Consider the following 14,688-nt stretch of genomic DNA (forward strand, 5'->3'; position numbering starts at 1 on the left):
AACAATTATGATTATCTCTATTGTACAATCTAAATATTGCAAGAATGATATACACAAGTTACAATTTTTCCCAATTTCTTTACAAATTATTAAATGTTTAATTACAAATTGTAAAATTTTTAATCTTGACATTTTTCAAAACAATAAAAAACGCCCATATTAGGCGTCTTTCTACTTAACATTTAAGATAATTTTACCGGTGTTTTGTTTTTCACGCATACATGTTAAAGCTTGTTCCGATTCAGATAAATCAAATTCATTGCTTACATATAACTTAATTTTATCATCTGCTAACAAATTATAAACGTCATTGCTAAAATCAGTAATCAATTGGGCTTTATACTCGTTACTTCTGGTTGAAAGCAAAGTTCCAGTAATGGTGATTCTCTTCCCAATAATGTCCATAATATTAATATTTTTAATCTCGCTTCCACCTAGATTTCCAATTAAAATCACTTGGCCATCCAATGCAACTGATTGAATATTTTGTTGATAATAACTTGCACCAATAAAATCTAAAATTAGATCCGCCCCATGTCCATTGGTTATTCTTTTCACTTCTTCCGCAAAGTCACTATTGCGATAATCAATTGCGTAATCTGCACCATATTCCAAACAGATATCAACCTTTTTAGTGCTTGAAGTTGTAATGACGGTAGCCTTGGTAAGTTGCTTAACTAATTGAATAGCAGCGGTTCCTACCCCACTAGCTCCCGCATGAATTAAAACAGTTTGATTATCATGCAGATCTCCGATGGTAAATAGCGTTTGATAAGCGGTTAGAAAACTCTCTGGAATCGTGGCTGCTCTCTTGTAATCAATGTTGGCTGGAATTGGCATTAATCGTTCTGCCGGAACTGCGATGTATTCAGCATATCCACCGTTATCTATCAATCCCATTACGCGATTTCCTACATTATACTTAGTATTATTTCCGTCAACGACTTCACCAGCCATTTCCAAACCTAAAATTGTATCGTCTGATTTAACCTTTTGATCCGCCCATAACAAATCAACATGATTAACGCCGACTGCATGGATTTTGACCAAAACATCCCCCTCTTTTAGTTCTGGCATGGGGACATCAACCAATGAATTCGATTTTTTTGCGCTGGCAATATTAACCACTTTCATATATATAATCCTCTCTCTTTTATTTTCGTTTAAGATAGACAACGTGTCTAATCAGTGTATTTACTAGTTTCTAAAAAAATATATTAGCTACTTTTAACCCAGTGATTAAATTATATTTATTTCATTTAATATTTCTACTTACATATCTTATACTTTGTTACTAAACTTTTAGTTCACGATGCCGCGGTATCGTGCTATTATCGAGTTGAAGCTGATAACTTGATACACCTTTTCAACTCAGCTTGTTATCTTAACTTACAAACTAACTCTACATAAAAAGTGCGGCTCAATAACCGCACTTTTTTTATTTTAGTGGATCATCAATAAATTGAGCGACTCCATTTCCAAAACTCCAGTCTTCATCGGTATTGGTAGTTAAGTTAATCATTAAGTCGGTCTTCTTGATACCTAGCTTGTCTTCCAGTTGTTCAGCCAAGTCGTGGTAGAATTTCAACTTTTGTTCCTTAGTTCTTGGTCTAGTGGTAAGACTAAATACGACAACGTCGTTGGTACGATCAAAACCTAGTCCGGTATCTAAAATATTCATTTCAAAGTCTTCATGTTGAGTTAGAATTTGATATCTATCTCCGTCTGGAGCACCGAAGCAGTCTAACATGACATGGTAGGAAATATCCATTAGTTGCTTTAAGTAATCTCGGTCGTGGCCCTTGATTACGTCAATATTCATTTTTGGCATTTTTCGTTCTCCTTACATAAAATAAGTATTTGATGGATTCATTATCCAATATTTACATATCTAATGCAATCAATATGCTTTTTTGTCTTTGCCCTACTTTTATATTGTAATTGATGTCAAAATAGTGGTAATATTTAAATGTGAAAATAGTTAATATGATAGAACTATAAATACGGATGAGTAATTGATGAATCTTAGCAGCGAGTTAAGGATAGTGAGAGCTTAATAATACTTTCATCAATGAATAACACCTATTTGTTTTCGTTTTGAATCTTTTGTAGAAACGAACGTGCATTAATGCGTTATTTGATTGAGTGGCCTATTTATAGGCACTTTAGGTGGTACCGCGGAACTTTCGTCCTAATTTTGGGGCGAAAGTTTTTTATTTACCGCTATTTATAGTTTACGGAAAGGCGTGAATCACATGACACAACTTAGTGTTAAAGATCTATATACAAAAGATCTAGAAGATAACACAACAGTTTCTCTTGAAGGTTCAATTAAAACCATTCGTGGATCAAAAAACATTAGTTTTATCGAATTAAACGATGGTTCTTGCTTCAAGAGCGCTCAAATTATCGTTAAAAAGAGTAACGAAAACTTTGAACAAATCAGTAAGCTTCCAATCGCTTCAACAATTACTGTTGAAGGTGCCTTTGTGAAGACTCCAGATGCTCCCCAACCTTTTGAAGTACACGGAGAAAAAGTAGAACTAGTTGGTCGTTCAGACTCTGACTATCCTCTACAAAAGAAAAAGACTTCTTACGAATTCCTACGTACTATCGCTCACTTGCGTCCACGTACTAATACATTCTACTCAGTATTTAGAATTCGTTCTTTAGCTGCGTTTGCAGTTCACGAATACCTACAACACAATGACTTCGTTTACGTTAACACCCCAATCATCACAAGTAGTGATACTGAAGGTGCCGGTGAAATGTTCAGAGTTACAACTATGGACATGGATAACCTTCCAAAGGATGACCAAGGTCACGTAGACAACTCAAAGGACTTCTTCAAGACTGAAACTAACCTAACTGTTAGTGGTCAACTTCCAGAAGAAGCATTTACCATGGCATTCAAGAATGTATACACTTTCGGTCCTACTTTTAGAGCTGAAAACTCACACACTCCTCGTCATGCTTCAGAATTCTGGATGATTGAACCAGACATGGCATACACTCGCCTACCAGGTATGATGGATGTCGCTGAAGGTTTACTAAAATATGTTATCAACTACGTTTTAGATCATGCTAAAGACGAACTAGAATTCCTAGATAAAAATGTTAAACCAGGTCTAATCGAAAAGTTACAAAAGACTGCTAGTGAAGACTTTGCTCGTGTCACCTACACTGATGCTGTTAAATTACTTCAAGATGCAGATGTTGAATTTAAAGTTCCGGTTGAATGGGGAATTGATTTACAATCTGAACACGAAAGATACTTGTGTGAAGATGTTTACAAGCGCCCTACTTTCTTAACTGATTACCCAAGAGATATCAAAGCTTTCTACATGCGTGATAACGATGATGGTAAAACTGTTGCCGCTGCTGACTGTTTAGTACCAGGTATCGGTGAAATTGTTGGTGGTAGTGAACGTGAAGAACGTTACGACGTTTTAAACGACAAAATCAAAGAGTTTGATTTAAATCCAGAAGAATATGACTGGTACGAAGACCTACGTAAGTACGGTGAAATCAAGCATTCCGGTTTCGGTATTGGTTTCGAACGTCTAGTTATGTACGTTACTGGTATGGAAAACATTAGAGATGTTATCCCATTCCCACGTGAACCAGGTAGCGCTAAATTCTAATACATTTTAAAAAGACAAGCAGATTATTCTGCCTGTCTTTTTATTTTGCCCTCGGGATTAATCTCAAAGATGCCTAAATCACCCTCGTTACCTGCTTTGATTTCTTCTTTTGAAATTGCTTGGACAATGAATAATAAATCATCGACATCAAAGCCACGTGGCACCATGATTAGTTGATCATCTTCTTTGACTAAATATTTTGCCAGTGTCTTTTCGGCATCAACAAAGGTTTCAACATTGGCTGATTGATTAACTAAATTCGTGTCTGGAAAGAAGTAACCAAACTCACCTCTGAACTTAACCTTGATGAGGTTTTTGTGACGTTCTAAAACTGTAATTACTCTACCCATTATTTTTCCTTCAATCATTTAAATTATTGCTAATTATACCGATAATTCTAAATAGTTTAAAACAATTCCCCTTAAAAAATAAACCTTAAAAATTACTTAAAAAACGTTTTAAATTGATTTTGTAATATTAGATTGAATTATAATTAAGGTAATCTCAACTAAAAGAGGTGAAATTTATGAATAGAATCAATGAATTTGATCCATTCTCATTTATCGTCGGCATTTTGGGAGTAATTGCTGGAATTATTTCAGTATCTAGACCTGATGTAGCATTTAGTACTGTTGTACTTATTGTTGCAGTATTTTCGATCATTAGAGGTATTTTTAAGCTTACCCATATGCGTGATGTCTTCGACTCAAAGGGTTGGATCATTTTTAACAGTATTTTGGATATCTTAATCGGTGTCTTAATGCTATTCAACGGTGCATTTGGAATGTTATACATTGCTATTTTCTTTGCAATTATGTTCATTTTAGACTCACTAACAGCATTATCACTTGCTAAATATGTTAAAGATGTCAGCCACGGTTACTACATTATGGATGTAGTCTTTGCTATCTTAGGTATAATCGTTGGTATTTTATTATTAATTTCCCCAGTGGCATCTGCGTTATCAGTTGCTTTCTTGGTTGGAATTTTCTTCCTAGTGAGCGGAATCTTAATGATCGTTCATTCAATTTAAATCCAAAAAAAAGGCCTACCAATAATGGTAGGTCTTTTTTATATTTGATTATTCTAAGTGACCGATTAGAATTGCGGCAACCACAATCATTAATAAACCGATAACTGTGAAAATAATTTCTTTCTTGTTTTTGTTTTCCTTTAGAATGATTAATCCACCTAAAGTTGAAACAACAACGTTCATTTGAGTTAGTGGGAATGCGTTAGCAACACCATTTAACTTCAATGAAGTTAAGTATGCTAAAGTACCTAGTCCACCTAATAGACCAATGATTCCACTCTTGAATGTAACCTTTGATTTTAAGTAACCAAATGCTTCTTTACCGTTTAATACAAATGTAACAACAACAGCACCTAAGAACATACCAAATGTTTGTGGTAACAATCCAACTAGTCCAGAAGCATTAGTAATTCTTGGGAAAACAGAACATGCAGTGTAACCAAATGATCCAATGATTAATAATGGCATACCAGCTTTGTAATCAAGTTTCTTTCTAACAACTCCCTTATCAACGTAACTAGTACAAGTAGTTCCTAGAATCAATAGTGCGATACTTAAGAAACCGATTAACTTAGCTAAAGGTGATCCCCATTCACCAAAGAAGATAACTCCACAAAGTGGAATTTCAATTAATTGAAGACCAGTTGAGATAGGCATTGCGGTAGAAACATTCATCTTAGTAAATGAGCTGAATTGCATGTATTGAGCAACTGCCCATGCAACCCCACCTAAGAATGGCCATAGGAATTCTTGAAATGAAATAGCCGGTCTAGTAAATAGGTAAATAATAATACCAATTGCTAATTGACCATATCCAGTTCCTAACACTTGTTCAACAGGTTTACCACCAAACTTGGTAGCAATTAGTGGTCCTACCCCCCATAGAAGAGCAGGTAATATTCCGATTAAGATATCCATCTTAACACTTCCTTTTTTATACTCTGATTATAATTATAATTTCTGTTTTTCTTCTAGTGTAGTAATACGATAGTCTTTACTCCACCATTTAACATTTTTCATTATACATTCATTCCAATGCATAGTAAAGCGCTTACATTAATTAATTATAACTTTTACATTTTCTTAATATTTCACATCACTTTTCTTTCCTAATTCAAACAAAAAGCCAACTATGAAAACATAATCAGCTTTGTGATTTTATAAATCGTGATGTTTCTTTAGGTAGTAAATCATCCAATAAATAATAGCTACAGTGATAACCAATGTGAAGAACCATGACCAACTGCTGTTAGCAAATGGAAGGACATTCACATTCATCCCATAAAATCCACTTATGATTGGTGGAATGGCTAAGATTAACGACCAAACAGTCAACACCTTCATAACATCATTTAGATTATTATTAATAATATTACTGTATGTATCCTCAATCTGACTAACAATTTCGTCTAGAACGTCAAACATGTACTTACTTTCTTCATATTCAACGGCGACGTCGTCAATGTGTTGATCTTGACGTTGGTTGAATGAAATCGGAATTTCAAAGTTATCACTAGACTTTTGTAGTTGATTAATCGACATGATATTGGCAGCCGTAGCTGTCTTTAAATATACCAAGTCATTTTTTAGAATTGCAATTTCATTTAAGTGTCGATTATTAACACTGTTTTTACTACGTTTATTTTGTAGATTTTCCACAGATTCATTAATCTGATCTAGTTTATTCATGTATGGCTTGTTGATTCGTTGCAACATATTAAATACCATATCAAACTTATTACATCTTGTTTCCTGTTTGATACGGTATCTTGAATCACTCTTGGTAATAATTAAATCATTTGTAAAAGCAATAACTACTGGTGAAGTTTGTACATTTTCATCTTGTCCACTGATTAGCGCGCGCATAATCATAACAGAGTATTTCTTGACTGGATCATATTCAAAACGTGAATGTTCATGAGCATCAAGCATATACCCTTTTAAGATATTTGGTAGTTTGTATTCATCGATGGTTTCAACAACCTCTTTGGTGTTGGCATCGACCATTTCAACCCATGTTGAATCGGTTAGTTGATGAATCTTAATCAATCAAATTGCCCCCTTTTATTACGTACGTCAATATATTTTTTATTATTCCAGTATCACTTTATTCAGTCAAATCATTACATTAATCTTAAAAAAAATTTATGATATACTTTTTAAGCATACTTATAGGAAAGGAATTGATTTATTATCAGCAATTATATTAAAGTCGCACTATTAATGGCTTCTAGTCTTTTCATGCAATTTCTTGATGCGACAATCGTAACAACTGCTTTACCGTATATCGGAAGAAGTCTGAACGTCCCAACTTCTTCATTATCACTAACGGTAAGTATCTACTTTATTACCATGGCAATCTTTATTCCTTTAAGTGGATGGATTGCTAAACGAATTGGTAAGAAAAATGCTTGGCTATTAGCAACCCTACTATTCGTATTAAGTTCTTTAGGTGATGCTATTGCACCAACATTCTCGTTCCTATTAGTGAGTCGTTTTATTCAAGGTTTTGCTGGATCTTTAATGACACCTACTGCTCGATTAATCATGTTAGAGAAGACTCCTTCAAACCAATTACTTAGAATGGCCAACTACTTGGTATGGCCAGCGCTAATCGCACCTGCAATTGCACCTATCATTGGTGGATTCTTCGTGAAGTATCTTACTTGGCAATGGATTTTCTTAATTAACGTGCCAATTGGTTTATTAGCGATTATTATTGGTATTAAGTTAGTTGAAAAAGATACTCAAAAAAGCAACACTAAATTTGATTTCCTAGGTTTTATCGAAATCGCAATCTCATCTGGTTTTATCCTAATTGGAGCTGAAATTGCCACTTACGGTCGTCAATACTGGCCAACCGCTGGTATTTTAGTCCTAATTGGTCTATTGATGATTTTAGTTGTCGGATATCACTTATCACATGTGGAAAACCCACTTTTTGATATTAAGGCATTAAAAGTCAGTTCGTTTAGAATCTACCAAACTGGTGGAACTTTCTTATGGTTATCAGTTGGTGCCCTTCCTTACCTATTGACCGTATATTTACAGACCGTATTTCACTGGTCAGCATTGGTTGCTGGATACTATGTCATTTTCGTTTTCATCGGAAATATTGGTATCAAGCCATTTACCAACGTGATTATCAGACATATTAAATATAAAGCTTCATTATTAATTGCACTATTTACTGTTGGAATCAGTACTGCTGCATTAGCATGGATCCAACCTACTACAATTGGTTTCATCATCGCTGGTCTAGCATTTATTTCAGGATGCGGTCGTTCACTGGCACTTACATGCTACAACGCCGTTACCTTCTCTGAAATACCAATGGATGAAAGAAACTCAGCAAATACATTAAGTTCAGTACTACAAACCATGGCACAGGGTTTGGGTGTTTCACTAATTACCGTGGTTGTATCAGCGCTATCAAGTTTTGTCAGCGTTAATACTGCATACGAATATGGGTTCATCTTCTTAGGAATCCTAATGTTATATCCAATCATCGAAGTATTTATTCAACCTCGTGATTTTGGTAGCAGTGCACTATAAATAAAAAAGATGGCATCTAATAGATACCATCTTTTTTTGTGGAATTTTATCCACGACCGTCTTTAAATTCTGGGTATAGCTTCATACCACCATCAACATAGATGGTTTCACCAGTTACGTATGATGATTCTGTAGAAGCTAACCATGCAGCGGCTGCAGCCACTTCTTCTGGTTTACCGATACGGTTCATTGGAACTAATTCAGCAGTTTGTGCATATAATTCCGGATCTGCGAACTTCTTAGCATTGATTGGTGTGTTAATTGCACCAGGAGCAATTCCGTTTACACGAATGCCTTGTTCAGCATATTCCTTGGCAACTGTTTCAGTGAATAGTTTGCTACCACCTTTTGATGCAGCATAATCAGCAAAATGTGGCCATGAAATTAATTGATGAACTGAAGACATGTTAATAATGTTTCCTTCACGATTATGATCCAAGAAGTAATTTAATGCGGCCTTAGTACCTAAGAAAGTACCAGTTAAGTTAACATTAATTACTCGTTTCCAATCTTCAAGAGCTAACTTGTGAGTTGGTGTTTCTTTTTCCATTCCAGCGTTATTGATGAATAAATCCATATCACCGAATTCCTCAACAGCTGTCTTAACTAACTTATTTATATCTTCTTCTTTTGAAACATCAGCTTGAACGGCAACTGCGTCTCCTCCGTTTTCACGAATTTGATCAACAGCTTCTTGTGCACCATTTTGATCTGAATGATAGTTAAATACTAACTTCATATGTTCTTGAGCTAAACGAAGTGCAATCGCCTTTCCAATTCCTTTTGAGGCACCAGTAACAACTGCTACCTTTCCATTTAAATCTGTGTACATTAAAATCATTCCTTTCCAAAAGAATTCATTATTTTAATTATGACACAAATTCCAATAAATGAAATTTTCTGACATTAAATTAAGATAATCTTTAACAATGACAACACTAACAATAATATTATATTGATGAAAGTAAATTTCTTCAAAAATTTACCACTGGCTTGTGGAACATTAAGCGATATTTGTTTATACGCTAATAAATTAGCCAATGATGCGACCAATGTTCCTAATCCACCAATCGACACTCCATAATAGATTGATGTAAAATCAGCCGAAAATTTGGACAATAGTACTGATGCTGGAACATTACTGATAAACTGACTTGTTATGACTGACGTTATATAGGTATGAATGCCATCTTGTGTGAATTGATGAATCAATGAAACCACTATATCAATTCGACTGAGCATCCCTACTATCAAGAAAAAGAATACAAACGACAACAATAATGAGTAATCAACATCAGAGATACTTCTAGGAGAAAATCCTTCAACGACTAGCGAAGTAATTATCGTATCAATCCAAATTGATAGTATTGAGAACTGAGATAGTAGGACAAGTATAAATAATCCACCAATCATCAGCAGATGTATTTTATTAATACTTATTAATTCAGTCGATGTATCTTGTATTGGCTTATTTTCACTGAATAAAATTAATACTATCAATGAGGCCATTCCCATTACTAATAATATCAACGATTGAGAAAAAAACGACATAATTGAGATATGATAAAACTCAACTAAAAAAACATTTTGTGGATTACCAATCGGCGTAAAAGCACTCCCTAAGTTTGCTGCAATCGTTATTAAAACAGTTGGATAAACTATCGACAATTTTAAACGCTTGGCAATTAATATATATAACGGAACTAATGTAATAATCGCAACATCATTAGTCACAAACATAGATAGAATGAAGGAAGTAATTGTAATATAAGCAGTTATTTGGCGTGTTGTTTTGACATGGTTTATAATCGAGTTACTTATGTAAGCTAAAATCTTTGCTCGTTTCACTAACGAGATGATTAACATTAGGTTAAACAAGATTACGATGGTGTTTAAATCAATGTCTTTGAAATTCATTGGTTTAAATATAGCGATGATTAAAAAGATTGCAACCACAACCTTTAATACCACATCTGAAATAATATTTTCAAAAATTGTTTTTATCAATTTTTATACACCACCCCGTAATAATCTTCTATCGTTAACCTATAATTTAACATTTAAGGGAATATTTTTCATATTTTTCTTTAAACTAGCTTAAATAAGTGGTAAATTGTACCTTATCAATGTGTGAATTTTACATAATTACTTTTGGAGGATTTAGTCATGAAAGCTAAATTTGATAAGATTTCCATTATGGGAATGCTAATCACCTTAGGAATTGTTTATGGTGATATCGGTACTTCACCTCTATATGTAATGAATTCAATTATTGGTAATGCTGGTAAAATGGCCAACATCAAACCATTCTACATAATTGGATCAATTTCATTAATCATATGGACATTAATGGTGATTACAACAATTAAATACGTATTGATTACAATGCGTGCTGATAACAACGGTGAAGGTGGAATATTCGCCCTCTTCGCTCTGGTTAGAAGAAAAGCAAAATGGCTAGTTTGGCCTGCTTTAATCGGTGGTGCTGCATTGTTAGCGGATGGTACTTTAACTCCTGCAGTTTCAGTAACATCCGCTCTTGAAGGTTTGAAAGGACAACATTTTGGTCCTATTTCATTTAGTAATTCACAACAAAACGTCTTAATCATTACTTCATGTGTACTTTTAGTTTTGTTCCTTATCCAAAGATTTGGAACTGGAATCATTGGTAATTCATTCGGACCTGTAATGTTTATCTGGTTTACCTTCTTGGCTGTAATGGGTATTGTGAACCTGCTAAAATATCCAGCCATTTTAGGTGCATTCAATCCAATATATGCGATTGAAATTCTATTCAGTCCTGTTAACAAAGCGGGTATCTTCATTCTAGGTAGTATCTTCTTGGCAACTACCGGTGCTGAAGCTTTGTACTCAGATATGGGACATGTTGGTAAGAAGAACATTTATGGTACATGGCCATTTGTTTACTTTGCCCTAATCATGAATTACTTAGGGCAAGGTGCTTGGGTTATTAACAACGCTCATAATCCAAATTTTGCTAATTTGAGTAACTTAAACCCATTCTATGAAATGCTTCCTGATTCACTTCGTGGATTTGCGATTGTAATTGCCGCTTTAGCCGCAATCATCGCTTCTCAAGCATTGATTACTGGATCATTTACTTTAGTTGATGAAGCAATTGGTCTTAAGTTCTTACCTCGAATGATTGTTAGACATCCAAGTAACGTGCGTAGCCAAATTTACATCTCAACTGTAAACTGGTTCTTATGTATTGTTACCTTCATCGTTGTTTGGTCATTCGGTAGTTCTGAAAGAATGGAATCAGCTTATGGTTTAGCAATTACAATTACTATGCTTATGACTACTGTTCTTCTATTTGAATACCTTTCAGGTAAGATGAGAAGACTATGGGCTTTCTTTATCGCTGCATTCTTTGCTGTTATCGAATTTACCTTCTTCATTGCAAGTATTATTAAGTTCGTGCATGGTGGTTTCGTCACACTAATCATCATGGGTGCTATTCTAATCGTCATGATTCTATGGTACTTCGGTAACAAGCGTCGTGACCATTATGAAAAGGAAAGCGAATATGTTTCACTTACTCAATACAAAGACCAACTATCTGCTTTGAGTGAAGACGAATCAATTCCTCTATACACTTCTAACTTGGTATACATGACTAAGATTAAAAATGACTACCAAATCAAGCGTAGTACAATGTATTCAATCTTAGACAAGGAACCAAAGAGAGCGAAAGTATACTGGTTCGTTACTGTTAATGAAACAAGTAATCCTTACGAAAGTAACTACACTGTTGACTTGTTGGATACAAAGAACGTCGTTGACGTTCAACTATACCTTGGATTTAGAAAGCAACAAAGTGTAAGTATCTACCTACACCAAATTGTTAACTATCTAATTAAACAAGGTGTTATTGATCCACAAAAGCAAAAGTATACTTCAAATGGTAAACCTGGTAATGTTGGTGACTTTAAATTCGTTATCATCAACGAACGTCCTTCTGACTTAGCATTGAACTCAGAAATCAATGCCTTTGACAGACAATTAATTTCTGGACGTATCTTCCTACAAAACATCACTGCATCCCCTATCTCATGGTATGGTTTGGAATTCAGTAATGTTATTGAAGAATCTTCTCCACTATTTATTACCATGCAACATGATCAATATTTAGTACAAAGAAAGATTTACCACTCAATTCATACAAGACATAACATATAAAATAAAAAGGACTTACCAATTTGGAAGTCCTTTTTATTTGTGTTTAATTCATCATTTCATCGATGGCTGCAGCCATACGGCGAACCCCTTCGTGAATTTGATCTTCTTTCATATTGGAGAAGTTCATTCTAAATGTTCCGGGAATGACTTCATCCGGATAGAATGGTTCACCTGGTACAAAGGCAACGTTATGCTTAACGCAGTTGTTAAATAAGTCCATAGTATTAACATTACCAGGTACCTCTACCCAGATAAACATTCCTCCTTCTGGATTACTATGCTTAACGCCTGCAGGGAATTGTTCGTCAATTTCCTTTAACATAAGAGATGCACGTTCGTAATAAACGTCTGAAATTGCCTTAATATGTTTATCCAAATCGTTGTCCTCCATGTATTGAGCAACGATAAATTGTGATAAGTTATCTGAATGTAAGTCGGCAGATTGTTTCATAACAACAAACATATCGATAAATTTCTTATCGGCCACAATCCATCCCAATCTCATCCCAGGGGCTAAGATTTTTGAGAATGTGTTCATGTACACCACAGTACCATTCTTATCAAAGTGTTTAACTGGTGGTACAGCAACACCTGAGTATCTGATTTCACCATATGGGTCATCTTCTAGAATAGTTACACCATGCGCTTCGGCTAATTCAACCATTTTAGCACGACGATCAGCAGTCATAGTACGACCAGTTGGATTTTGGAAATTAGGAATTGTGTAGATAAATTTAGTATCTGGATATTGGTTTAACTTTTCTTCTAACACGTCCATCTTCATTCCGTCTTCATCCATGTCAACACCAACAACCTTAGCTCCATAACTTCTGAATACGTCTAACGCACAAAGATATGTTGGTTTTTCAACTAAGATAACGTCACCTTTATCAACCATCATCTTAGCAACTAAGTCAATTGATTGTTCTGAACCAGTGGTAATACAAACATTATCCACAGTAGTTGTTACTTCTTTGTTGGTTTGCATTCGATCTACGATTAATTCTCGTAAATGCGGGTTACCAATTGCAGCGGTATATTGTAATGCTTCAGCACCATGCTTTTCAAAAACCTTATCAGCAGCTTCATGCATTTCTTTCACCGGGAATAATTCAGGAGCAGGTAGCCCACCAGCAAATGAAATGATTTCTGGATCACCAGCTACCTTTAAAATTTCTCCCACCACATCATTATCTACATTCGGTACACGACTTGAAAACTTGAAATCCATACAAAATCACTCCATTCTAAATAAAAAAGTTAACGCCAAATTTCGCGTTAACAATAATATAGTACTGTGAGATTAAATTTTCAATAGTTTTCTAATCATTTTCTAATATTAATATAAATTACCTAGCAAAAAACGACGTAAATGCAAAATAGCAGTATAATTATTTCGATTATAAGTAAAATAATGCGATATAAGGCCCTTTCTCCTTTTTTATGGGTAAATATGTATGTTGTATACATAAGAACCATTAAAACGCTAATAATTCCAGCTAGGATAAATCCAACAACATACATTACATTTGATCCACTGATTCCACTGATAATAAAAATGAGTGGAAAAATGTATAACGCGATATTTAATAATATTTCTTTAATAATTGTTTTCATGATTAATACTCTCCCATTGTTCAGATACTTAATTTTATCGTTGATAAGTGATATCGAATTGTTTTAATAATAGCACGATAAATGTCGTATTTTTTTAATTTTTTTCAAATTATTTATTGTCATAATAAATATCATCATTTATAATTGTAGATACATATTCAAGTCATCCCACTAAATGTTGTTCGTTATTTAGCTATTATTTTTTCGCAGCATTAGAAGTGGACACATATTATAAAAGGAAGTCATCAACCTACCGATGACTTCCTTTTTTATTACCCAACGTGATTTTCTTTTAGAATCATTGCCACCTCTTTTTCCATTTCTGGAGTCTTGGTCCATTCTTCAAAATGATCCATACTTTCATCTGGCATTTCAAAATTTTCGTTAATGTAATTTTCGTAATTAATAACATGCTCTGAATGCGGAATGTTTAGTTGTAAAATACGAACTTCCTTAATAAAGCCTCGTTCTGCAGCTAGTTCTGCTCTCCCGTTTTGAACCATGTTACTAATTTCCATGTACTTGGTACCATCTAATCTAGTAATTTGTTCAATTAAATCTAATGTTTCATGACTCTTCATTTCTTTAGCCATTTTAATTTAATCTCCCCTCGCAAAAAAATCCGTTCAAAGAAAA

The 14,688-nt window shown here is 34.3% G+C and carries 13 protein-coding genes and 1 other annotated feature; of the genes, 4 read left to right on the plus strand and 9 right to left on the minus strand.

From position 1 onward, the window contains the following. Nucleotides 1–171: 171 nt before the first annotated feature. Nucleotides 172–1,134 carry an NAD(P)H-quinone oxidoreductase gene (locus FD688_RS03480; protein ID WP_138741807.1) on the minus strand — a complete coding sequence of 321 codons (963 nt, stop codon included), beginning with the start codon at nt 1,132–1,134 and terminating at the stop codon, nt 172–174. 304 nt (nt 1,135–1,438) lie between these two features. Beyond that, on the minus strand, nt 1,439–1,831 hold the full coding sequence (locus FD688_RS03485) for a tautomerase family protein (RefSeq protein ID WP_138741808.1): 393 nt from the start codon (nt 1,829–1,831) through the stop codon (nt 1,439–1,441). Between the two features lie 157 nt (nt 1,832–1,988). Next, nucleotides 1,989–2,197 (plus strand) — a binding site (T-box leader). A gap of 58 nt (nt 2,198–2,255) precedes the next feature. Here FD688_RS03485 and asnS point away from each other — a divergent pair. Next, entirely contained in the window at nt 2,256–3,644 is a 1,389-nt protein-coding gene (gene asnS, locus FD688_RS03490) for an asparagine--tRNA ligase (RefSeq protein ID WP_138741809.1), read from the plus strand. A 23-nt stretch (nt 3,645–3,667) separates the two neighbouring features. Here the strand turns inward: asnS and FD688_RS03495 are convergent, their stop codons facing one another. Beyond that, nucleotides 3,668–3,994: a hypothetical protein gene (locus FD688_RS03495; protein WP_138741810.1), complete on the minus strand. Its 327-nt coding sequence runs from the start codon at nt 3,992–3,994 to the stop codon at nt 3,668–3,670. 176 nt (nt 3,995–4,170) lie between these two features. Here FD688_RS03495 and FD688_RS03500 point away from each other — a divergent pair, with 176 nt between their 5' ends. Beyond that, nucleotides 4,171–4,677: an HdeD family acid-resistance protein gene (locus tag FD688_RS03500; RefSeq protein ID WP_054449786.1), complete on the plus strand. Its 507-nt coding sequence runs from the start codon at nt 4,171–4,173 to the stop codon at nt 4,675–4,677. A gap of 48 nt (nt 4,678–4,725) precedes the next feature. Here FD688_RS03500 and FD688_RS03505 read toward each other — a convergent pair whose 3' ends face one another. Further along, a complete protein-coding gene (locus FD688_RS03505; RefSeq protein WP_053795249.1) occupies nt 4,726–5,595 on the minus strand; it encodes a GRP family sugar transporter in 870 nt (289 codons plus the stop codon). Between the two features lie 240 nt (nt 5,596–5,835). Further along, nucleotides 5,836–6,726 carry a magnesium transporter CorA family protein gene (locus FD688_RS03510; RefSeq protein ID WP_138741811.1) on the minus strand — a complete coding sequence of 297 codons (891 nt, stop codon included), beginning with the start codon at nt 6,724–6,726 and terminating at the stop codon, nt 5,836–5,838. Nucleotides 6,727–6,900: 174 nt separating this feature from the next. Between FD688_RS03510 and FD688_RS03515 the strand changes: the two genes are divergently transcribed. Further along, nucleotides 6,901–8,232, plus strand: a complete 1,332-nt coding sequence (locus FD688_RS03515; protein ID WP_225426097.1) for an MFS transporter — start codon at nt 6,901–6,903, stop codon at nt 8,230–8,232. A gap of 46 nt (nt 8,233–8,278) precedes the next feature. Here FD688_RS03515 and FD688_RS03520 read toward each other — a convergent pair whose 3' ends face one another. Both FD688_RS03520 and FD688_RS03525 read right to left on the minus strand, forming a co-directional pair. Continuing rightward, entirely contained in the window at nt 8,279–9,064 is a 786-nt protein-coding gene (locus FD688_RS03520) for a glucose-1-dehydrogenase (RefSeq protein ID WP_138741813.1), read from the minus strand. Nucleotides 9,065–9,138: 74 nt separating this feature from the next. Continuing rightward, on the minus strand, nt 9,139–10,239 hold the full coding sequence (locus FD688_RS03525; RefSeq protein ID WP_138741814.1) for an SLC13 family permease: 1,101 nt from the start codon (nt 10,237–10,239) through the stop codon (nt 9,139–9,141). 159 nt (nt 10,240–10,398) lie between these two features. Here FD688_RS03525 and FD688_RS03530 point away from each other — a divergent pair, with 159 nt between their 5' ends. Then, nucleotides 10,399–12,435, plus strand: coding sequence for a KUP/HAK/KT family potassium transporter (locus FD688_RS03530; RefSeq protein ID WP_138741815.1), 2,037 nt, complete (start codon nt 10,399–10,401; stop codon nt 12,433–12,435). A gap of 43 nt (nt 12,436–12,478) precedes the next feature. On the opposite strand, the gene FD688_RS03535 is transcribed toward FD688_RS03530, so the two are convergent. Together FD688_RS03535 and FD688_RS03540 are read right to left on the minus strand one after the other, a co-directional pair. Further along, complete coding sequence (locus FD688_RS03535) at nt 12,479–13,666, minus strand: PLP-dependent aminotransferase family protein (protein WP_138741816.1); 1,188 nt, start codon at nt 13,664–13,666, stop codon at nt 12,479–12,481. Nucleotides 13,667–14,324: 658 nt separating this feature from the next. Next, on the minus strand, nt 14,325–14,633 hold the full coding sequence (locus FD688_RS03540) for a hypothetical protein (protein ID WP_034532024.1): 309 nt from the start codon (nt 14,631–14,633) through the stop codon (nt 14,325–14,327). Nucleotides 14,634–14,688 lie beyond the last annotated feature (55 nt).

The sequence above is a fragment of the Apilactobacillus kunkeei genome (assembly GCF_005930975.1).
In the GTDB taxonomy this organism is placed as follows: Bacteria; Bacillota; Bacilli; order Lactobacillales; family Lactobacillaceae; genus Apilactobacillus; species Apilactobacillus kunkeei_E.

Coding starts and splice junctions, on each gene's coding strand:
- asnS (WP_138741809.1), top strand. CDS start 2,256: ATGACACAACTTAGTGTTAAAGATCTATATACAAAAGATCTAGAAGAT.
- FD688_RS03520 (WP_138741813.1), bottom strand. CDS start 9,064: ATGTACACAGATTTAAATGGAAAGGTAGCAGTTGTTACTGGTGCCTCA.
- FD688_RS03495 (WP_138741810.1), bottom strand. CDS start 3,994: ATGGGTAGAGTAATTACAGTTTTAGAACGTCACAAAAACCTCATCAAG.
- FD688_RS03515 (WP_225426097.1), top strand. CDS start 6,901: ATGGCTTCTAGTCTTTTCATGCAATTTCTTGATGCGACAATCGTAACA.
- FD688_RS03540 (WP_034532024.1), bottom strand. CDS start 14,633: ATGAAGAGTCATGAAACATTAGATTTAATTGAACAAATTACTAGATTA.
- FD688_RS03500 (WP_054449786.1), top strand. CDS start 4,171: ATGAATAGAATCAATGAATTTGATCCATTCTCATTTATCGTCGGCATT.
- FD688_RS03535 (WP_138741816.1), bottom strand. CDS start 13,666: ATGGATTTCAAGTTTTCAAGTCGTGTACCGAATGTAGATAATGATGTG.
- FD688_RS03530 (WP_138741815.1), top strand. CDS start 10,399: ATGAAAGCTAAATTTGATAAGATTTCCATTATGGGAATGCTAATCACC.
- FD688_RS03485 (WP_138741808.1), bottom strand. CDS start 1,831: ATGCCAAAAATGAATATTGACGTAATCAAGGGCCACGACCGAGATTAC.
- FD688_RS03480 (WP_138741807.1), bottom strand. CDS start 1,134: ATGAAAGTGGTTAATATTGCCAGCGCAAAAAAATCGAATTCATTGGTT.
- FD688_RS03505 (WP_053795249.1), bottom strand. CDS start 5,595: ATGGATATCTTAATCGGAATATTACCTGCTCTTCTATGGGGGGTAGGA.